Raw genomic sequence first — 20,283 nt, 5'->3', positions numbered from 1 at the left:
GTCGCGCAATCGCAGGCGGGCGAGCGGCGTGCCGGTCAAGGCATTGAAACTGCGCCGGCACGCCACGCAGCGATAGCGTTGCAAGCCGTTGGCGTGGCCGCAGCGGTGGCAGCGCTGACCGCCACAGACGGGACACGAAGGTTTTCCAGCCGCTTCCTCGATCAGGCGCAGACACTGGCCTGGGCGCACGAGGTTGCCGAGCAAGCCCTGCAAAAATGCGATCTCCTCCTCGGACAGCCCGAGTTTTCCGAGCGCCTCGACAATCGCACTGAGCTCCGCCGTACCCATGATGCCTCCCCCATATACATGAAGTATCTCAACAGAGGATCAGACAGTGATTCCAGCGGGAAGTTCACCGACTTAAGGCGAACAGCGCCTTTTTATCCGCCCGGCATTCACGCACGATGAGGAGCTGCCTCCAGCGGCATGCCCGCCGATTCCCTGTTCTTCCTGTTTTGCAGGTTCAGGAAGATATTCGCCGTCATCGCCAGGATCGATACCGCGGCGGAAATCTCCGACACGACCAGCACCGGCAGGATTTTCGCATCCCCCGTCAGCAGCACGTAGGCGAGCGAGCCCATCATGAGTGGCAATGCCAGGTTCAGCAGCCAGAAATGAATGCGCGCCAGGGTCGTGCTGCCCGTTTGCGGGAAGATCGTGTAGATGATTCCGGAAATGGCCAATGTGGTCCAGCCCAGCAGGTTGACGTGCGCATGCACGGGCCGCAGCGTGAAATTCTGGCTGGCACCCATGCCGATGCCGATGGCGACGCCGACCACCAGATAGAGGACGGCCAGCTTGATCCAGACGATGCCGGACTGTGCTTGTTCCTGTGGAGCAGAATTGCTGTGCATGATGACTTCTCCGCGTGATCGAGTGAAGCAGCGGATTCTAAAGACCGGATGTCATCGAAATGTCGGAAGATTGTCAGCTTAAGAAGTTTTAGGGTTATATCCCGTCGCGGAAATCCGAGAAGGATTTCCTGAAAAACAGGGTCCGTCCCCATTTTTCACATTTTTCAGGCAACAAAAAAGACGGTTGCCCGTCTTTTTTCGATGTAAGGCGCGGCGCCTGCTTATTTCAGGCGCGCAAACACCCGCCGTGCCGCTTCGATGGTTTTATCGATGACCGCATCGCTGTGAGCGGCCGAAACGAAACCTGCTTCGAACGCGGCCGGCGCGAAATACACGCCTTCGTCCAGCATCGCGTGGAAGAACTCGTTGAATTTCGCCCGGTCGCCGGCCATCATCTCGGCGTAGTTGCGCGGCGGCTCGGCGCTGAAGTACAGGCCGAACATGCCGCCCTGGTAATCGGCGCAGAACGTCACGCCTTCCTGGAACGCGGCATCGGTCAGGCCTTCGGCCAGGCGTTTCGCGGTGGCCGTCAGGCGCTCGTAGAAGCCCGGTTCCTGGATCAGTTTCAGGGTCGTCATGCCGGCGGCGACGGCGATCGGATTGCCCGACAGCGTTCCCGCCTGGTACACGGCGCCGACCGGCGACATATTGCTCATCAATTCAGCACTGCCGCCGAAGGCCGCCACCGGCAGGCCGCCGCCGATCACCTTGCCCAGCGCGGTCAGGTCCGGCTTGATGCCGTACAGGCCCTGCGCGCCGGCCAGGCCGACGCGGAAGCCGCACATCACTTCGTCGAAGATCAGCAGCGCGCCGTGCCGCGTGCACAGCTCGCGCAGCGCCTGCAGGAACTCCGGCGACGCCTTGATCAGGTTCATGTTGCCGGCCACCGGTTCGACGATCACGCAGGCGATCTCGTCGCCGTATTCGGCGAAGGCTTCCTCGATGCCCGGCACGTCGTTATAGTCCAGCACCAGCGTGTGCTTGACGAAGTCTTCGGGCACGCCGGCGGAAGTGGGGTTGCCGAACGTGAGCAGGCCGCTGCCCGCTTTCACCAGCAGCGAGTCGGCATGGCCGTGGTAGCAGCCTTCGAACTTGATGATCTTGTCGCGGCCGGTGGCGCCGCGCGCCAGGCGCAGCGCGCTCATCGTGGCTTCGGTGCCGGACGACACCAGGCGCACCTGCTCGATCGATGGCACCAGGCGGGCGATTTCTTCCGCCATTTCCACTTCGCCCTGGGTCGGCGCGCCGAACGACAGGCCGCGGGTGGCCGCTTCCTGCACGGCCTGCACCACCTGCGGGTGCGCGTGGCCGACGATGGCCGGGCCCCAGGAACCGATGTAGTCGATGTAGCGCTTGCCGTCGGCATCCCAGAAGTACGGGCCTTCGGCACGGGAGATGAAACGCGGGGTGCCGCCCACGGAACGGAAGGCGCGCACCGGTGAATTGACGCCGCCGGGCGTGGTCTTCTGCGCGCGTTCGAACAGCACATCGTTTTGCGAAATCGTCATTGCTTATCCTTTGTGTCGGTTGCCGCTATCGCATGGAAGCGGTTCGGCACCAGCCGGCCCATGCCGTAGCGCTGGGCGTTGCGCAGGGCGCCGAAAGTGTATTGCTGGGCAAGGTCGACCGCTTGCGGCAGTGGCAGGCCGCGCGCCATGTAGGCGGCGATCGCGCCGGACAGCACGCAGCCGGCGCCGACGAACGGGCCGGGCAGGTGCTGCCACCGGTCGTGGCGAATCACGCCGCCGTCGCCGTACAGCGTATTGGCGCGCAGCCCCGTCTCGGCGCGCGACGTGCCTGCCGGGGTGCCCGTCACCAGTACGTATTCGCAGCCCAGGTCGATCAGGTGCTGGGCATCGTCGCCCATCGTCTCGCCGTTCGACAGGTCGCGCCATGTTTCGGCCATGCGCCCCAGTTCCACTTGCGACAGCATCAGCAGCGTGGCCTGCGGCACCAGCAGCTGGCGCAGCACGGTGAGCAGTTCCTCCGGGTCGGTCTGCTCGGACAGCGGCGGCAATTGCGAACCGAACGGGTCGAGGATCAGCGGCGCATCCGGGTAATCGGAGACCACTTCGGCGATCGAGGAAATGTGTTCCATCTGGTCGACCGCGCCGATCTTGAAGGCGGCCACCTGTACATCTTCCAGCACCACCCGGGCCTGGTCGGATACCCAGTCCGGTTCCACGTGCTGCTGTTCTTCCACGCGGGCGCTGTCGCCGATGAGCAGGGCGGTGGTGACCGACAGGCCCTGGCATCCGAGCGCGGCGAAAACGCCGATGTCGGAATGCACGCCCACTGCGCCGATCGGATCGGCCACGCCGAATGTCAGGATGAGGGGTGATGTTTGGTTTTGCACGGCCAGTAGATTAAGATACCCGATTCGGCATTTTACTTGATTGAGGGTGGCAGAACGTGAGCAGCAATAATGTAGAAAATAACGCCCGGCAAAATAGCGTGGCGGAGTTCAAAAGCTGGATGTGTCTGATCTGCGGCTGGATCTATGACGAAGAAGCCGGCCTGCCCGAAGAAGGCATCGCGCCGGGCACCCGCTGGGAAGATGTGCCGATGAACTGGACCTGTCCGGAATGCGGCGCAAGAAAAGACGACTTCGAGATGGTCATGATCTGATCCGGCAGGGGATGGCACCGTCCGCCCCGGTAATTCCCCCTGTGCTATCGTAATAAAAACAGGTGGATAAAACTTATGACGACGACGCCGCAAGCGACCGGTTTGACCATCATGGTGATCGATGACAGCAGCACGATCCGCCGGTCCGCCGAGATCTTCCTGGGCGGGGCCGGTTACGACGTGGTGCTGGCCGAGGACGGCTTCGATGCACTGGCCAAGATCGTCGACCACCAGCCCGCCCTGATCTTCTGTGACATCCTGATGCCCCGGCTGGACGGTTACCAGACCTGCGCGCTGATCAAGAAGAGCGCAAGATTCCATGCCACGCCCGTGCTGATGCTGTCGTCCAGGGATGGCCTGTTCGACCGCGCGCGCGGCGCGATGGTCGGCTCGGCCGCCTACCTTACCAAACCCTTCAGCAAGGACAGCCTGCTGGCCGCGGTGCGCGAGCATGCCGGCCCGGGCGTCCGCAACGAGAGCTCGCCATGGCCATCCACAGAATCCTGATCGTCGACGATTCGCCCACCGAACGCTATTACCTGTCCGATATCCTGGTTCGCAACGGCTACGCGGTCACCACCGCCGAGAGCGGAGAAGAAGCCCTGGTGCGCATCCGGGTGGACAAGCCGGAACTGATCCTGATGGACGTGGTGATGCCGGGTGCGAACGGCTTCCAGGTCACGCGCTCGATCGCCCGCGACCCCGCGCTGCAGCATGTGCCGGTGATCATCTGCTCGTCGAAGAACCAGGAAACCGACCGCATCTGGGGCCTGCGCCAGGGTGCCAAGGATTATCTCGTCAAGCCGGTCAGCGCCGCAGAACTGCTGTCCAAGATCGAAGCGCTGGGCTGATGGGGGACGCGGGCACGGAACGCCGCAGCCGGCTGCGCCAATACCAGGTGCAGCTGATGGAGCGCATGCAGGCGGCGCAGGGCGCGGAGTCGCCGGCCGCGCGTGAGCTGGGCGTGCTGGTCGGCGCGCGCCACTGCCTGCTCGACCTGACGCAGCTGGGCGAAATCGTGCCGTACCAGTCCGTGACCGCGGTGCCGCTGACGCAGCCCTGGTATCTGGGGCTGGCCAATGTGCGCGGCAACCTGCTGGGGGTGGTCGACCTGGCCGCCTACCTGGGAGACGGTGCGGGGCCGGCCGCGGCTGCGCCAGCGGACCATGCGCTACCGCCCGCCGGCGCCGAGACCCGCCTGCTGACGTTCGCCGCCGGCATCGGCATGCCGTGCGCGCTGCTGGCAAAACGCGTGCTGGGCCTGCGCCGGCTGGCCGACATGCGGCCCGACGGCAGCGACACGGCGGCACCCGCCTGGTGCGCCGGGCGACACATCGACCGTGACGGCCAGCCGTGGACCAGGCTGGACCTGGCCGCACTGGCGCGCGAGCCGCGCTTCCTGCACGTGAGCCTGCACGCGAGCCTGCACGCAAGTCCGGAAGCGGGCCTTGCCGAAGCCCGCTAGCCGCCGATGAGAAAGGAAACGATGCGATTCAAGTTTTCACGGTCCGCCCGGCACGAGCCGCCTGCCGGTTCTTCCGCTGCTCCTCCGGATTCCCGCTTCGCCGACGGCGATTCCCAATTTGCCTACGGTAGCGCCGGGTCCGACCAGCCCTTGCGCCTGCGCGATGCGCTGCGCCGCTCCGGCAGCGCAAGCGCCCCGGCGGCCGCGCCGGCGCGGCTGCCGCTGATCGGCCACCTGCCGCCGCAGCGGCAGCTCAGTTTCCTCGTCACCGCGCTGGCCGTGGTGCTGGCACTGTCCGCGGCCCTGGTGGCGCTGAATGCGCGGCACAGCGCAGCCGATGCCACGGCCACGCAGGTGGCCGGCGACGCGCTGATGCACTCGCAACGCATCGGCAAGGCCGCGCCGAACGCCTTGCAGGGCAACGAAGACGCGTTCCGCCAGCTGGCCGACAGCCGGCGCGAACTGGACAGCGACCTGACGCTGCTGGGCAGCGGCGGCAGTTACCGGGGGCGCCGCATGGCGGCGGCGTCCGGCCAGCTGCAGCCGGCCGTCGCGGACGCCCGCGCGAAATGGGCCGCCACCGCGAAGGCGGCCGATACCATCCTGCGTCACCGCGAAGACCTGGCCGGGGTCGACAAGTCGCTGCGCGCGCTCGATGCGCTGGCCCCGCAACTGCTGGCGCAGGCCGAGGAGATCGCGGCGCTGCGGCTGCAGCGCGGTGCCGGCGCGCGCGAGATGGCCGCCCTGGACAGGCTGGCGATGCTGACCCAGCGGATGAGCCTTGGCACCGCCGGGTTCGCGGCGGCCGGCGGTATCCGCTCCGAAGCGGCATTCCAGCTGGGGCGCGACATCACGGCATTCCGCGCCATCGTCGACGCGCTGCTGAATGGCAGTGATGCCGAGGATGCGGGCGCCGGCATCGCCATCGGCATTGCCGCCGTGCGCGAGCCGGACGTGCGAGAGCGCCTCGCCGCGTTGCGAACGGGCTTCGAGCAATACCAGGCCCAGGCCGGCGCGATCCTTGGGCGGCTCGACCGCCTGCTGGCCGCGCGCGATGCCGAACGGCTGATCTTCAGCCAGAACGAGAACCTGCGCGAGAGCCTGGTGCGCCTGCTGGAAGGTTACCGCGGCGTGCAGGAAGCGCTGAACTGGACGTTCTGGCTGATGGTGGCCGGCGGCATGCTGACCTTGCTGACCGGTGCCGCGATCGGCCGCGTGCTGCTGCAGGATTCGTACGACCGCACGCGCGGCGCGGAGCGCCGGCGCCAGCAGGCCGAAGAACAGCGGCTGCAGGCGCAGCGGCAGGAAGAGGAAGCGAAGGCGGCCAATGCGCAGAACCAGGCCGCGATCCTGCGGCTGATGAACGAGCTGCAGGAAGTGGCCGACGGCGACCTGACCGTGCAGGCCACCGTGTCGGAAGACATCACGGGCGCGATTGCCGATTCCGTCAACTACACGGTCGAGGAGCTGCGCGCCCTGGTGGGCCGCGTGACGGCGACGGCCGAGCAGGTGACGGCCGCATCGGGCCAGGCACAGGATATTTCCACTGCGCTGCTGTCGGCCTCGCAGCAGCAGGCGCGCGAGATCCGCGATACCAGCGCGACCGTGCTGCGCATGGCCACCGAGATCACGGACGTGTCGAAGTCCGCGGCCGAGTCGGCGGACGTGGCGCGCCGCTCGGTGGCCGCGGCGCGCCAGGGTGCCGCGGCGGTGCAGGATGCGATCGCCGGCATGCACGGAATCCGCGAACAGATCCAGGAAACCAGCAAGCGCATCAAGCGGCTGGGCGAATCGTCACAGCAGATCGGCGAGATCACGGAACTGATTTCCGACATTACCGGGCAGACCAATGTGCTGGCACTGAACGCGGCGATCCAGGCCGCTTCCGCCGGCGAGGCGGGGCGCGGCTTTTCCGTGGTGGCCGAGGAAGTGCAGCGGCTGGCGGAACGGTCGGCCGACAGCGCCAAGCAGATCGGCGCGCTGGTGCGCACCATCCAGGCCGACACGCACGATGCCGTGGCGGCGATGGAACGGTCGACCCATGGCGTGGTCGAAGGCGCGCGGCTGTCCGATGCGGCCGGCGCCGCGCTGGAGGACATCGAGCGCGTATCGCACCAGCTGGCCGAGCTGATCGAAGGCATGTCCCGCGCCACCGGCACGCAGGCGGCATCGGCCAGCGGCGTGGCGCGGCACATCGGCCACATCCTGCAGGCCACGGAACAGGCGCAGGCCGGCACGCAGCAGACCGCGCAATCGGTGCGCGAGCTGTCGGCGCTGGCCCAGCAGCTGAAGGATTCCGTGTCGCGCTTCCGCATCGGCAACCCAACAACCTGAACAAGCAGCGAGACCATGAGCGAGACCGATTACCCGACCAACTCCTTCGATCCCGGCCCGCTGTCGTGGGTCATGGGCGAGATCCGCGAGGCGCTGGGCCGTTCGCGCACGGCGCTGTTCGAGGCCGGCGGCCTGGAACCGGAAGACCAGGCCACCGCGCTGCGGCTGGCCAAGTCGCACCTGCACCAGGCGCACGGCGCGCTGCAGATGGTGGACGTGGAGGGCGTGGCGGCGATCACGCGGCTGGCCGAGGAAGCGCTGGACCGCTTCAAGGACGGCAGCGTGAAATGCAGTGCGGACCACGTGGCGGCGATCGGGCGGCTGTACGGCGCGCTCGTCGAATACCTGGAAGAACTGCTCGATGGTGTGCCCTCCCAGCCGGTGCGGCTGTTCCCGTATTACGCGGCGGTGCAGGCAATGCTGGGCGCGCCGCGCATCCACCCGGCCGACCTGTTCTTCCCCGACCTGGCGCGCGAACCGTCGCTGCCGGTGGCGCAAGGCGAAGAAGGCAAGGGCGCGGAAGTGGATTACGTCGCGTTGCGGCAACGCTTCGAGCGCGCGCTGCTGCCATACCTGAAGTCGGGCGATCCGGCGCAGGCGCAGCCGCTGGCCGGGGTCATCGGCGAAGTGGCGGCGGCACAGGCCACGCCCCGCGGCCGCGTGTTCTGGCTGGCATTGCAGGGGTTCGCGGAACTGGTGGTGGGCGGGCACGTGCCCGGCGGCGCGCAAGGTGTGTACATCAAGCAGCTGTTCGGCGCGGCCAACCTGCAGATGCGCCGGCTGGCCCAGGGCACGCCGGAAACGCCGGACACGGTGCTGCGCGACGCGCTGTTCTTCATCGCCGCGGCCGAACCGGAACACCTGGCACCGCTGGCGCGCGACGTGCGCGCCGGCTTCGCGCTGGACGGCATGGTGCCGCCCGACTACGCGGCCGAGCGCTATTGCCGGATCGACCCCGAAGCACTGGCACGCGCGCAGCAAGGGCTGGACGGCGCCCGCGCCGCCTGGCAGCGCCTGGAAGCGGGCGACAGCGCCGCGCAAGCCGATTTCGGCCAGGCGGTGGCGCTGGTGGCCGCCGCCGGCGACAAGCTGGGCTTGACGCCGCTGGCCAGCCTGATGCGGCAACTGGCCGCGGTGGCCGATACCGGCCGCAGCGAAGCGCTGGGGCTGGAGATGGCGACGGCACTGCTGTTCGCCGGCCACGGCCTGGACCAGATCCGCCACCTGCCGGACGACTTCGCGGCCAGCGCGGCCACGATCGGCGCGCGGCTGGCGGCCCTGGCCGCGGGCCAGGAACCGCCGGAGCCGGCGCAGTGGCAGCAGGGCCTGGCGCAGCGGCTGCGGCAGGACGATACGGTGGCGGCCCTGGCGCAGCAGATGAAGGTGGCGCTGCGCGACGTGGAGCGCGGCCTGGACGACTTCGCGGCCGATGCGGCGGCCCGGCCGGCGCTGGCCGGACTCGATGGCGTGCTGCACCAGCTCGAAGGCGCGCTGGCGATCACCGACCAGCCGGATGCGCAGTCCGCGGTGGCCCATGTGCGCAGGCAGGTGGCGGCGCTGGCCGCCGGCCCCGCTGCCGATACTTCCCCCGGCGAGGCGGCGCAGCTCGACAGCCTGGCGCACAACGTCGGCGCGCTCGGCTTCTTCGTCGACATGCTGGCGCAGAACGCCGCCGGCGCGCGCGAGCGCTTTGCCTTCGATGCGGGCCAGGGTACGTTCCGCGCGGTGCCGCTGCGCAAGATCGCCGGACCCGAATCGATCCCGGTGCTGGACGAGGAAGTGCCGGCACCGGCCGAGCCGGTGCCATCGGCCGTGTCCGTCGCCGTGGAAGCGGGGGCGAGCGATGCCGCCATCGAGGAAGAACTGCTGGAAATCTTCATCGGCGAAGCCCAGGAAGTGCTGGCCGCCATGCATGGCGCGCTGGCCGGCCCGGATGCCGGCACGCCCGACGGCCTGGCGCTGTTGCGCCGCTCCTTCCACACGCTCAAGGGCAGCGGCCGCATGGTGGGGCTGAACCAGTTCGCCGATGCCGCGGGCGCAATCGAGAAAGTGCTCAATGCCCGGCTGGCCGATGGCCGGTCCGCCGATGCGGCGCTGGCCGGCCTGCTGGCATGGACGGCGGCCGAACTGGAGGCCTGGGTCGGCGAACTGGTGGCCAAGGGTATTTCGCCGCGCAGCGCGGCACCGGTGGTGGCGGCGGCCGCGCAGGTAGCGGAAGGGCGGCCTTTCATATCGCCGGACAGCGCGTCGGCCCATGGCGCGCCAGCCGTCGAGCCGCCGCCGGCCGAGCCGTATGTCACGGATGAAAACGCGACCGAGGCGGTGACGGAAGCGGAGCCGAAGGCGGAGCCCAAAGCGGAGCCGAAGGCGGAGCCGGAAGTGGAGCCCAAAGCGGAGCCGGAAGTGGAGCCCGAAGCGGAGCCCGAAGCGGAGCCCGAAGCGGAGCCCGAACCGGAGAACGAAGGCGGGAACGGGCCGGCGGCTGGCGCGGATGCGGCGGTGCCGGCCGATGACGGCATGCGTTTCGTCGGGCGGCTGGCCGTGCCGGCAGCGTTGTTCGACATCTACGTGGCCGAGGCCACCGCGCTGGCGGGAACGCTGGCGCGCGACTTCACGGCATGGCGCCGCCAGGGCGAGCTGGACCCGGACGCGCTTCGCCTGGCCCAAACGCACGCCCATACACTGGCCGGCACCTCGGGCACGGTCGGCTTCAAGGCGTTGCGCGAACTGGCCTTCGCGCTGGAGAGCACGCTGCAGGCGGCGCCTGCCGCGCTGCACGACCCGGCGCAGCACGACCTGTTCGACCTCGTCATCGGCCGCGTGCGCGACATGCTGGACAGCTTTGCCGGCGGCACGCTGCCGCCCGACCAGCCGGAACTGATCGCCGCGCTGGAACGGCTGCGCGACGAACTGGCCCGTGTCCACGCCGCCGGGCCGGACGTGGCCGCGCGGCTGGACGGCATGCTGGCCGGTCCGGCGCAGGCGCAGCCGGTGGATGAACTGGCGAGCCGGCTCGATACGCTGTTTTCGGACACCTACCATGCGCTGCTCGCCGATCCGCCGCCGCTGCCGGAACGCGGCGCGCCGCTGCCGCTGCGGCCGCAACTGGCCACGCAGGACGAGTCGATCGACGACCTGTTCGATGCCGCGTTCGACGATGCCTTCGCCGCGCCGCCGCTGACCCAGGCCGCGGCGCCGCAACTGGCGCTCGTCCCCCCGTTGGCGAGTCCCGGCGAGGCGGCGGCGGACGTGCCGGCACCGGCCGTGGAAACGACCGGCGACGCGGCGCAGGACAATGCCGAACCGGCGACGGCTGTGGAAGAGGTCGACGAACAGGATGCGGACGAACCGGAGGTGCAGGTACTGGCGCCGCCCGAGCCTGCGCCGGACATGCCGGCCGTGGCCGACGAGCTCGATCCGGACCTGCTGCCGGTGTTCCTCGAGGAAGGCGCGGACCTGTTGCCGCAGGTCGGCGCAGCCCTGCGCGCCTGGCAGCAGGCGCCGACCGATACCGCCCACCCGGCCACGCTGCAGCGCGTGCTGCACACGCTCAAGGGCAGTGCGCGGATGGCCGGCGCGATGCGCCTCGGCCAGCATGCGCACGAGATGGAAACCCATGTCGAAGGCATGGGCACGCCGGGGCCGGCGGCATTCGAGGACCTGCTGGCCCATTACGACCACGCGCTGCTGCTGTTCGAGCAGCTGCAGCATCCGCCGCAGGCAAGCGGTGCCGCCGCAACCGCGGCAGCCACGCCGGACGATGGCGAAGCGCCGGCCGCCCAGGCGCCGCTGGTGCGCGTGCGCGCCGACATCCTGGACCGCCTCGTCAACCAGGCCGGCGAAGTGGCGATCACCCGCTCGCGCCTCGAGAATGAAGTGGGCGCGCTGCGCACCGCGCTGGCCGACTTCGAAGACAACCTGGGCAAGCTGCGGCAGCAGTTGCGCGAAGTGGAGATGCAGGCCGAGTCGCAAATTGCATCGCGCCTGTCGGTGGCGGCCGAGCGTGAATTCGATCCGCTCGAATTCGACCGCTATACCCGGCTGCAGGAATTGACGCGCATGATGGCCGAAAGCGTCGACGACGTGGCGTCGTTCCATGCCGGGCTGCTGCAATCGGTGGACAGCGCCAGCGACGACCTGGTGCAACAGGCGCGCATGACGCGCGAACTGCAGCGCGACCTGCTGCGCGTGCGGATGGTGCCGTTCGCCAGTATCGCCGAGCGGCTGTACCGCGTGGCGCGGCAGGGGGCCAAGGAGCTGGACAAGCGCGTCAACCTCGATATCCGCGGCGCTTCCGTCGAGATGGACCGGAGCGTGCTGGAACGGATGGCCGGGCCGTTCGAACACCTGCTGCGCAACGCGATCGTGCATGGCATCGAAGCGCGCGCCGACCGCATCGCCGCCGGCAAGCCGGAAACGGGCGAAGTGGTGGTGCAGGCCAGCCAGCAGGGCAACGAGATCGTGCTGGAGTTTGCCGACGACGGCGCCGGCCTCGACCTGGAGCGCATCCGCAGCAGGGCGCGCGAGCGCGGGCTGCTGGGCGACGAGGAAGCGCCCGACGCGGCCGTCGCCAGCCTGATTTTCGAGCCGGGCTTTTCCACTGCCGCCGCGCTGACCGAACTGGCCGGCCGCGGCGTGGGCATGGACGTGGTGCGCTCCGAAGCGCAGGCGCTGGGCGGACGCATCGACACGCAGACGGCGCCGGGCCAGGGTACCCGTTTCACGATCCACCTGCCGCTGACACTGGCCGTCACGCAAGTGGTGTTGCTGGCCGCCGGCGGCCGCACGCATGCGGTACCCGCCGCGCTGGTGGAACAGGTGCTGCAGGTGAAAGCCGCGTTACTGGACGACGCCGCGGGCCGCGTCGACGTGGCCGGCCAGTCGCTGGCGCTGCACTACCTGCCGGCATTGCTGGGCGATGCCCGGTCGAGACCCCTGGCGCAGCGAACGGTGCCGGTGCTGGCGCTGCATGCCGGCACCGAGCGCATCGCCTTGCGTGTCGACGAAGTGCTCGGCAACCGCGAAGTGGTCGTCAAGAACACGGGGCCGCAACTGGCCCGCGTGCCCGGCATTGCCGGCGCCACCGTGCTGGGTTCGGGCGAGATCGTCCTGATCCTGAATCCGGTCGTGCTGGCCCAGCAACTGGCGCAACAGTCGGAGCAGCAGCGCGAGCTCAAGGCGCCGCTCCCGGCCGTGCACGCGGCGGCCGGCACCATCATGGTGGTCGACGATTCGCTGACCGTGCGCAAGGTAACCCAGCGGCTGCTGGAGCGGGAGGGCTACACGGTGCTGCTGGCAAAGGATGGCGTCGACGCGCTCGAGCAGATCGCCGTGCACAAGCCGGACCTGATGCTGGTCGATATCGAGATGCCGCGGATGGATGGCTTCGACCTGACGCGCCAGGTGCGCGCCGACGCCGCCACCAGCGAGATCCCGATCATCATGATCACGTCGCGCAGCGCCGACAAGCACCGCAACCTGGCGCTGCAACTGGGAGTGAATGCGTACTTCGGCAAGCCATACCAGCAAACCGTGTTGCTGGGCGCGATTGCCGGCCTGCTGCCGGCGTCCGGCGAGCGATAACGTTGCTCCACCAACAAACCGGGGACGTACCCATGTTTCCAGGAAATGCGATATCCCGGGGGCGGCACTGCCGCTGCGGATTGCCGCGCCAGCAAGCGGCTGGCCCCGGGTTTTCCTGCAAACAGGGGTCCGTCCCCAGTTTTGCTGGCAGTATCAGTTTCTGGGAGCCTTCACCACTTCGAACCGCTGCAGCGTCCGCTGCCGCGCTTCGGCATGGTCGACGATGGGAGGCGGATAGCCGTCCGCGCCACCGTGCAGCCACGGCGCATGGATTTCCTTCGCGCCCAGATCGCGCAATGGCGGCAGGTGGAACCGGATGAATTTGCCTTCCCTGTCGAAGCGTTCCGACTGGGTAACGGGATTGAAAATCCGGAAGAACGGCTGCGCATCGCAGCCGCTCGATGCCGCCCACTGCCAGCCGCCATTGTTGGACGCCAGCTCGTAATCGTTCAGCTTCAGCGCGAAATAGGCCTCGCCGCGTTTCCAGTCGATACCCAGGTCCTTGCACAGGAAGCTGGCCGTCACCATGCGCAGGCGGTTGTGCATGAAGCCGGTGGTGTTCAGTTGCACCATTGCGGCATCGACCAGCGGGTAGCCGGTGCGGCCCTCGCACCAGGCGGCAAACATGGCATCGGCTGCCGGGCCGGTTTCCCAGTCCACCTTGTCGTACACCGGCTTGAACGATGCCTGGACCACGTGAGGATGGTGGAACAGGATCATCTGGTAGAAGTCGCGCCACACGAGCTCGGAAAGCCAGGTGGCGCCGCCTTCGCCGGCCTGGCCGCGCGCCGACAGCTGCAGCACCGTCCGCACCAGGTGGCGGATGGACACGGTGCCGAAGCGCAGGTGCAGCGACAGGTGCGAGGTGCCGTCGCGGGCCGGGTAGTCGCGCTCGGTACCGTACCCGGCCAGGCGCGGCAGGAACGCCTCGAACAGCGCGGCTCCGCCACCCATGCCCGGGGTGATGCCGAAGGAAGGCAGGTCGGCCCCGTCGAAACCGATGTCTTGCAGGGAAAGCAAGTGCGAGCGGCCGGGCGCGAGGGCCGCCGCGTGGGGCTCGATGGCCCATGGCGCCAGCGCATCGGGCTGCGCTTCCAGCCGCTTTTTCCACGCATTCTTATATGGCGTAAACACGCCGAGCGGCTTGCCCGCCTGCGACAGGACTTCGTCCCGGGCGAAGATCACCTGGTCCTTGAAGAGATGCAATGCGCGGCCGTCCGCGGCCAGCGCCGCGCCGACGGCGCCATCGCGGGCAATGGCGGCCGGGTCGTAGTCCTCGCTGGCAAACACGGCGGCAACGTCCAGCTTGGCCGCCAGCGCCGGGATCTCGCGGCGCGCATCGCCGTGTCGGACCAGCAGGTGGCCGCCGAGCGCCTCCAGTTCGGCCGCCAGCTCGGCCAGCGACGCATGGATGAACGCAACGCGGCGGTCGTCGCGCGGCAACCCCTCCAGGATCGGGCTGTCGAAGATGAAGGCGCAGAAGACGGGATTGCCCGCCAACAGCGCGTGATGCAGGGCGGCGTGATCGAAGGCGCGCAGGTCGCGGCGGAACCACACCAGGGCGCCGCGCGGGTTGGAATTGCTTTGTGGCATGTTCAAGCTCAAGTTTGGTTGCGGATTATTGCCTACCATCAGTTTACGGAGCGCCGCCCTGGTTTGGATGGCCGATCCGGCAATTCATAGTAAACTGTCGATGTGGCGGCAAGTTTCCGCTCGTCACCAAACATTCAACGTTATTGCAACAACAGTCCAGCGAAGAGAGCAGCTTATGAAGAAGAGCAAAGTGAGCAAACCGCTACCTGTGCCCGGGCTGTTACAGGAAAGCGGGTCCGCGCTGCACAAGATGGAATCGAAGGAAGCGTCCGCGACGCCCACGCTGAACCTGGCGAACCACTTCCTGATCGCGATGCCGTCGATGCAGGATCCGGTATTCGGCGGCACCGTCGTTTATGTATGCGAGCACAACGAGAACGGCGTGCTCGGCGTGGTCATCAACAAGCCGACCGACATGACGATGGAAGTGCTGTTCGAACGCATCGACCTGGAAGTGACGGCCGGCGCCGACGGCATGACGAGCAAGCCGATCATGTTCGGCGGCCCGGTGCAGGACGATCGCGGCTTCGTGCTGCACACTCCCGGCGCGCGCTACTCGTCGTCGCTGACGGTCACGGACGACGTGGCATTCACCACGTCGATCGACGTGCTGGAAGCCGTCGCCAAGGGGGCCGGTCCGCAGCGCATGCTGGTATCGATCGGCTACTCGGGCTGGAGCCCGGGCCAGCTCGAGGACGAGATCAGCCGCAATGGCTGGCTGACCGTGAATGCCGATCCCGCCGTCCTGTTCGAGGTGCCGATCGAAGAACGCTACATCGCCGCGATGAAACTGCTGGGCATCGATCCGCTGATGCTCACGTCCGAAGCGGGCCATGCATAAGGTGGAGGATGCACCAGTAACAGTGCCGCAAACCGTGTTTGGCTTCGATTTCGGCATCAAGCGTATCGGCGTGGCGATGGGCAATACCATGATCGGCATGGCCAGTCCGCTGGCGGTCATCAAGTCCATCGACAACGCATCCCGCTTCGCGGAAATCAAGGCATTGACCGACAAATGGGGGCCGACGAAGTTCATCGTCGGGCTGCCGCTGCATCCCGACGGCGCCGAGCACGAGATGACGGCGCGCTGCCGCCGCTTCGCCAACCAGCTGCATGGCCGCTTCAATATCCCTGTCGAACTCGTCGACGAACGCTACTCGTCCGCGGTGCTGTCCCAGAAGCGCGGCGAAGTGATCGACGACCGTGCCGCAGCCGTCATCCTGCAACAGTATTTCGACCAACACTCATACTAAACATGTCCCTTACCGAACCAACTCAGCTGGATGCCGAGGCGCTGTATGCCGCGCTGCTGGACCAGGTGAAGGCCGGCCTCGCCGGTGCGAACGAGCCGGCCATCGTCGGCATTCATTCCGGCGGCGCCTGGATCGCCGAACGCCTTGCGCGCGACCTCGGCATGAGCGAGCGCTGCGGCGTGCTCGACGTTTCCTTCTATCGCGACGATTACGCGAAGAAGGGCTTGCCGGCCGAAGTGAAGCCGACCAGCATCGGCTTCGACGTGGCCGGCGCCACGATCCTGCTGGTCGACGACGTGCTGTACACCGGCCGCACCACGCGCGCCGCGATCAACGAGCTGTTCGACTATGGCCGCCCGGCGCGGATCCTGCTGGCCGCGCTGGTCGACCGGGGCGGGCGCCAGCTGCCGGTGGCAGCCGATTTCATGGCGGCGCATACCCGCGTCGAACCCGGCCAGGCACTGCGCCTGAAGCAGGGCGAGGACGGGCGCTTCCAGCTGACCATCGAACAAGACAATGCCTGAAAACCAAAAATGCTCAATCCGCAACTGAACAAACACGGTGAACTGCAGCACCTGCTGTCCACCGAAGGCCTGCCGAAGGCCATCATCAACCAGATCCTCGATACCGCCAGTTCCTTCGTCAGCGTGTCCGACCGCGAAGTGAAGAAGGTGCCGCTGTTGCGTGGCAAGAGCGTGTTCAACCTGTTCTTCGAGAACTCCACGCGCACGCGCACCACGTTCGAGATCGCCTCGAAACGCCTGTCGGCGGACGTGATCAACCTGAATATCTCGGCATCGTCGGCCAGCAAGGGTGAATCGCTGCTGGACACCATCGACAACCTGGCCGCGATGCATGCCGACATGTTCGTGGTGCGCCATTCGCAGTCCGGCGCGCCCTACCTGATCGCCAAGCACCTGCAGGACACGAAGCAGAACCACGTGCATGTGGTGAACGCGGGCGACGGCCGCCACGCGCACCCCACGCAGGGCCTGCTGGACATGTATACCATCCGGCACTACAAGAAGGATTTCACCAACCTGCGCGTGGCGATCGTGGGCGATATCCTGCACAGCCGCGTGGCCCGTTCCGACATCCACGCGCTGACCACGCTGGGCGTGCCGGAGATCCGCGCGATCGGCCCGCACACGCTGCTGCCGGGCGGCCTGGAACAGCTGGGCGTGCGCACGTTCACGAACATGGACGAAGGCCTGAAGGACGTCGACGTGATCATCATGCTGCGCCTGCAGAATGAACGGATGAGCGGCGCGCTGCTGCCTTCGGCACAGGAATACTTCAAGAGCTACGGCCTGACGCCGGAGCGCCTGGCGCTGGCGGCGCCCGGGGCGATCGTCATGCACCCGGGCCCGATGAACCGCGGCGTGGAAATCGATTCGGCGGTGGCGGATGGCCCGCAGGCGGTGATCCTGCCGCAGGTCACGTTCGGGATCGCGGTGCGCATGGCCGTGATGAGCATTGTCGCAGGGACTCAGGGATAAGTATCAGGATGAGCAATCTTCATATCAAGAACGGCCGCGTGATCGACCCGGCCAACGGCGTCGACGCGGTGCAGGACCTGTATATCGTCGACGGCAAGGTGGCCGCGCTGGGCGCGGCGCCGGCAGGCTTCACGGCGGCGCGCACGATCGACGCCTCCGGCCTGGTGGTGGCCCCGGGCCTGGTGGACCTGGCGGCGCGGCTGCGGGAGCCGGGGTACGAGTACAAGGCCACGCTGGGATCGGAAATGCAGGCGGCGCTGCACGGTGGCGTGACGAGCCTGGTATGCCCGCCGGACACCGACCCGGTGCTGGACGAGCCGGGCCTGGTGGAAATGCTGAAGCACCGCGCGCGCGGCCGCAACGGCGTGCACGTGCATCCGCTCGGCGCGCTGACGATGGGCCTGAAAGGCGAGGCGCTGACCGAAATGGCGGAACTGACCGAAGCGGGCTGCATCGGCTTCGCCCAGGCCGAGATGCCGGTAACGGACACCAACGTGCTGCTGCGCGCGCTGCAGTATGCGAAGACGTTCGGCTATACAGTATGGCTGCGCCCGCAGGACGCCTACATCGGCAAGGGCGGCGTGGCACACAGCGGGCCGCTGGCTTCGCGCATGGGCCTGTCCGGCGTGCCGGTGATGGCCGAAACCATCGCGCTGCACACCATCTTCGAACTGGTGCGTTCCACCGGCGCGCGGGTGCACCTGTGCCGGCTGTCTTCCGCCGCCGGCCTGGAACTGGTGCGCGCGGCAAAGGCCGAAGGCCTGCCGGTCACCTGCGATGTGGGTGCGCACCACGTGCACCTGACCGATGCCGACATCAACTTCTTCGATCCGAATGCGCGCCTGACGCCGCCATTGCGCTCGCAGCGCGACCGCGATGCGATCCGCGCCGCGCTGGCCGACGGCACGGTCGACGCGATCTGCTCGGATCACACGCCGGTCGACGACGATGAAAAACTGCTGCCGTTCGCCGAGGCGTCGCCGGGCGCCACCGGCCTCGAGCTGCTGCTGTCGCTGGCGCTGAAATGGGCCGAAACACTCGGCACGAATGGTCATGCCGGGGGCGACAGGCACCTGTTCAAGGCGCTGCAGCGCGTGACCTCCGATCCGGCGCGCGTGGCGGGCCTCGATGCCGGCCACCTGCGCGTGGGCGCGGCGGCCGACGTGGTGCTGTTCGATCCGGCCGAGCGCTGGCTGGTCGAGGCGGGCGCGCTGGCCAGCCAGGGCAAGCACACGCCGTTCCTCGGCTATGAAATGCCGGGCCAGGTGAAGGCCACGATCGTGGCCGGCCAGCTTGCCTACGAACGGAAGGCCGCCTGAGTCGATGATTCTTGTACTGCGCATCGCGCGGCTCGTGTTCCATCTGCTGTCGGGGATGGCGATCTGCGCGCTGTTCTTCCCGTGGATCGACCGCGAGGCACGCGAGATCCACATCCGCCGCTGGTCGCGCCACCTGCTGGGCATCTGCAACGTGCACGTGCAGATCACGGCGGGCAGCGCGGCGCCGCGCGCCCAGGCGCTGGTGGTGGCCAATCACGTATCGTGGCTGGACATCTTCGTGCTCAACGCCCTGTATCCATGCCGCTTCGTGGCGAAAGCCGAGATCCGCGCGTGGCCGCTGGCCGGCTGGCTGGTCGAGCAGGCCGGCACCGTGTTCATCGCGCGCGGCAACCGGCGCGACCTGCGCCGTGCGTTCGAAGGGCTGGTGACGGCGCTGAAGACGGGCGAGCGCGTGGCGTTCTTCCCGGAAGGGACGACGGCGCCGCAAGGTACCCTGCTGCCGTTCCACGCCAACCTGTTCGAGGCTGCGGTCGACGCGAAATCGCGCGTGCAGCCGTATGCGATCCGCTACATCGACCATGAGCGCAAGCCGCATCCTTCGGTGGAGTTCCTCGGCGAGATGACGTTCGCGCAGAGCGTGGTGGCGATCCTGTCCGGCAAGGCGATCCACGCCCGTGTCACGATCCTGCGCTCGATGAAGGCGGACGGCGTGGGCCGGCGCGACCTGGCCGAGCGTTCTTACCAGGCAATCCGCGAAGCGCTGGACATTCCCGCGCCGGCCGATGCCGAACCGGCCCCCGATGCCGGCGAAGAGTCAGGCGAAGCCGAAAAGAAGCCATTGACTGGCTCCGACTGGCAAACGTGACAACCAGCGACCGGCACCGGTTTCAGGCCTTGCCCCTGGCCCGCTGGAACTCCGGGCAGGCCACCTGCAGCAGCTCCCGGTCATCCAGGCACACGGCGGACAACTGGCCGCCCCATACGCAGCCGCTGTCGAGCGCGATGTAATCCGGCGCGATGCGCAGGCCCAGTGCCGACCAGTGGCCGAACACCACGGTCACGTCGCGGGTGCGCCGGCCCGGCACGTCGAACCACGGCATCAGCCCGGTGGCGGCATCGACGGTGGCGCTTTCCTTCAGCTTGAAATCCATCTCGCCGTCGGCACTGCAAAAACGCATCCGCGTCAGCGCGTTGACGATGCAGCGCAGGCGTGCGGCGCCGCGCAGGTCGTCGTCCCAGCGGTCCGGCTGGTTGCCGTACATTTCAGCCAGGAAGCCGGTCCACTCCGTGCTGCGCAGGGCCGCCGCCACTTCGCCGGCCAGCGCGACGGTCTGCTCCGCGGTCCATTGCGGCAGCACGCCGCCATGGACCAGCAGGTGCCCCTTCGTGTACAGCGCCAGCGGCCGCTCGCGCAGCCAGTGCAGCAGCGCTTCCCGGTCGGGCGCGGCCAGGATCGTATCGAGCGTGTCGGAGCCGGACTCCGGGCGGATGCCATTGGCGACAGCCAGCAGGTGCAGGTCGTGGTTGCCCAGCACGGCATCGATGCGGCCGCCGCTGCCTTGCGCCAGCGCCTGGACGTAGCGCAGCGTCGACAGCGAATCGGGGCCGCGATTGATCAGGTCGCCACAGAAAAGGATGCACGGCGGTTCATTGCCCCGTTCCCGTTCCAGGATGCGCTCGACAAGCGCAACCGTTTCGGCGTGACACCCTTGCAGGTCGCCGATCGCATAAGTCCGCATAACTCTCCGTTGTACGGCCGTCGTAATTTTTAGGCAACGGTGACCTTTGCCATTA

Annotated in this window: 18 protein-coding genes; 12 read left to right on the top strand and 6 right to left on the bottom strand. The window is 67.8% G+C overall.

Annotated features, from left to right (window positions below; all coding sequences use genetic code 11):
- The 4 genes from ACY34H_RS28920 to thiD all read right to left on the bottom strand — a co-directional run.
- Positions 1–288, bottom strand: a 288-nt coding sequence (locus ACY34H_RS28920; protein ID WP_464980866.1) for a transposase, incomplete at its 3' end; no start/stop codon positions are given.
- A gap of 107 nt (positions 289–395) precedes the next feature.
- Positions 396–854 carry a hypothetical protein gene (locus tag ACY34H_RS28915; protein ID WP_464980865.1) on the bottom strand — a complete coding sequence of 153 codons (459 nt, stop codon included), beginning with the start codon at positions 852–854 and terminating at the stop codon, positions 396–398.
- Positions 855–1,075: 221 nt separating this feature from the next.
- A complete protein-coding gene (hemL, locus tag ACY34H_RS28910; RefSeq protein WP_464980864.1) occupies positions 1,076–2,362 on the bottom strand; it encodes a glutamate-1-semialdehyde 2,1-aminomutase in 1,287 nt (428 codons plus the stop codon).
- Positions 2,359–3,210 carry a bifunctional hydroxymethylpyrimidine kinase/phosphomethylpyrimidine kinase gene (thiD, locus tag ACY34H_RS28905; RefSeq protein WP_464980863.1) on the bottom strand — a complete coding sequence of 284 codons (852 nt, stop codon included), beginning with the start codon at positions 3,208–3,210 and terminating at the stop codon, positions 2,359–2,361. The genes hemL and thiD overlap by 4 nt, the downstream gene beginning before the upstream one ends.
- 119 nt (positions 3,211–3,329) lie before the next feature.
- Between thiD and ACY34H_RS28900 the strand changes: the two genes are divergently transcribed.
- The 6 genes from ACY34H_RS28900 to ACY34H_RS28875 all read left to right on the top strand — a co-directional run bounded on the left by ACY34H_RS28900 (position 3,330) and on the right by ACY34H_RS28875 (position 12,864).
- Positions 3,330–3,482 (top strand): rubredoxin, encoded by a 153-nt coding sequence (locus ACY34H_RS28900; protein WP_281611746.1) that lies wholly within the window; start codon positions 3,330–3,332, stop codon positions 3,480–3,482.
- Positions 3,483–3,557: 75 nt separating this feature from the next.
- Positions 3,558–3,989, top strand: a complete 432-nt coding sequence (locus ACY34H_RS28895) for a response regulator (RefSeq protein WP_464980862.1) — start codon at positions 3,558–3,560, stop codon at positions 3,987–3,989.
- Positions 3,968–4,333: a response regulator gene (locus tag ACY34H_RS28890; RefSeq protein ID WP_464980861.1), complete on the top strand. Its 366-nt coding sequence runs from the start codon at positions 3,968–3,970 to the stop codon at positions 4,331–4,333. Before ACY34H_RS28895 ends, ACY34H_RS28890 begins: the two co-directional genes overlap by 22 nt.
- The gene (locus ACY34H_RS28885) at positions 4,333–4,947 is read left to right on the top strand and encodes a chemotaxis protein CheW (protein WP_464980860.1); all 615 of its coding nucleotides are present in this window, start codon (positions 4,333–4,335) and stop codon (positions 4,945–4,947) included. Before ACY34H_RS28890 ends, ACY34H_RS28885 begins: the two co-directional genes overlap by 1 nt.
- A 21-nt stretch (positions 4,948–4,968) precedes the next feature.
- Positions 4,969–7,281 carry a methyl-accepting chemotaxis protein gene (locus ACY34H_RS28880; RefSeq protein ID WP_464980859.1) on the top strand — a complete coding sequence of 771 codons (2,313 nt, stop codon included), beginning with the start codon at positions 4,969–4,971 and terminating at the stop codon, positions 7,279–7,281.
- 15 nt (positions 7,282–7,296) lie between these two features.
- The gene (locus tag ACY34H_RS28875; RefSeq protein WP_464980858.1) at positions 7,297–12,864 is read left to right on the top strand and encodes an Hpt domain-containing protein; all 5,568 of its coding nucleotides are present in this window, start codon (positions 7,297–7,299) and stop codon (positions 12,862–12,864) included.
- A 153-nt stretch (positions 12,865–13,017) separates the two neighbouring features.
- Here the strand turns inward: ACY34H_RS28875 and ACY34H_RS28870 are convergent, their stop codons facing one another.
- Positions 13,018–14,457 carry a cryptochrome/photolyase family protein gene (locus tag ACY34H_RS28870; RefSeq protein ID WP_464980857.1) on the bottom strand — a complete coding sequence of 480 codons (1,440 nt, stop codon included), beginning with the start codon at positions 14,455–14,457 and terminating at the stop codon, positions 13,018–13,020.
- 175 nt (positions 14,458–14,632) lie between these two features.
- Here ACY34H_RS28870 and ACY34H_RS28865 point away from each other — a divergent pair, with 175 nt between their 5' ends.
- Genes ACY34H_RS28865 through ACY34H_RS28840 form a run of 6 tightly spaced genes read left to right on the top strand, consistent with a single transcriptional unit; the run spans position 14,633 to position 19,354 of the window.
- Positions 14,633–15,298, top strand: coding sequence for a YqgE/AlgH family protein (locus ACY34H_RS28865; protein WP_464980856.1), 666 nt, complete (start codon positions 14,633–14,635; stop codon positions 15,296–15,298).
- Positions 15,291–15,710 carry a Holliday junction resolvase RuvX gene (gene ruvX / locus ACY34H_RS28860; RefSeq protein ID WP_464980855.1) on the top strand — a complete coding sequence of 140 codons (420 nt, stop codon included), beginning with the start codon at positions 15,291–15,293 and terminating at the stop codon, positions 15,708–15,710. Before ACY34H_RS28865 ends, ruvX begins: the two co-directional genes overlap by 8 nt.
- Positions 15,711–15,712: 2 nt before the next feature.
- On the top strand, positions 15,713–16,234 hold the full coding sequence (gene pyrR, locus ACY34H_RS28855; RefSeq protein WP_464980854.1) for a bifunctional pyr operon transcriptional regulator/uracil phosphoribosyltransferase PyrR: 522 nt from the start codon (positions 15,713–15,715) through the stop codon (positions 16,232–16,234).
- A gap of 9 nt (positions 16,235–16,243) precedes the next feature.
- Positions 16,244–17,209 carry an aspartate carbamoyltransferase catalytic subunit gene (locus tag ACY34H_RS28850; protein WP_464980853.1) on the top strand — a complete coding sequence of 322 codons (966 nt, stop codon included), beginning with the start codon at positions 16,244–16,246 and terminating at the stop codon, positions 17,207–17,209.
- A gap of 8 nt (positions 17,210–17,217) precedes the next feature.
- Entirely contained in the window at positions 17,218–18,528 is a 1,311-nt protein-coding gene (locus tag ACY34H_RS28845) for a dihydroorotase (protein WP_464980852.1), read from the top strand.
- A gap of 4 nt (positions 18,529–18,532) precedes the next feature.
- Positions 18,533–19,354, top strand: a complete 822-nt coding sequence (locus ACY34H_RS28840; RefSeq protein ID WP_464980851.1) for a lysophospholipid acyltransferase family protein — start codon at positions 18,533–18,535, stop codon at positions 19,352–19,354.
- 22 nt (positions 19,355–19,376) lie between these two features.
- Here the strand turns inward: ACY34H_RS28840 and ACY34H_RS28835 are convergent, their stop codons facing one another.
- Positions 19,377–20,228 (bottom strand): symmetrical bis(5'-nucleosyl)-tetraphosphatase, encoded by an 852-nt coding sequence (locus ACY34H_RS28835; protein ID WP_464980850.1) that lies wholly within the window; start codon positions 20,226–20,228, stop codon positions 19,377–19,379.
- Positions 20,229–20,283: the final 55 nt, after the last annotated feature.

The organism is Pseudoduganella sp. jia 9 (assembly GCF_055502615.1).
The sequence above is the reverse complement of the archived record's forward strand: the minus strand, read 5'-3'. Positions and strand labels throughout refer to the sequence as shown.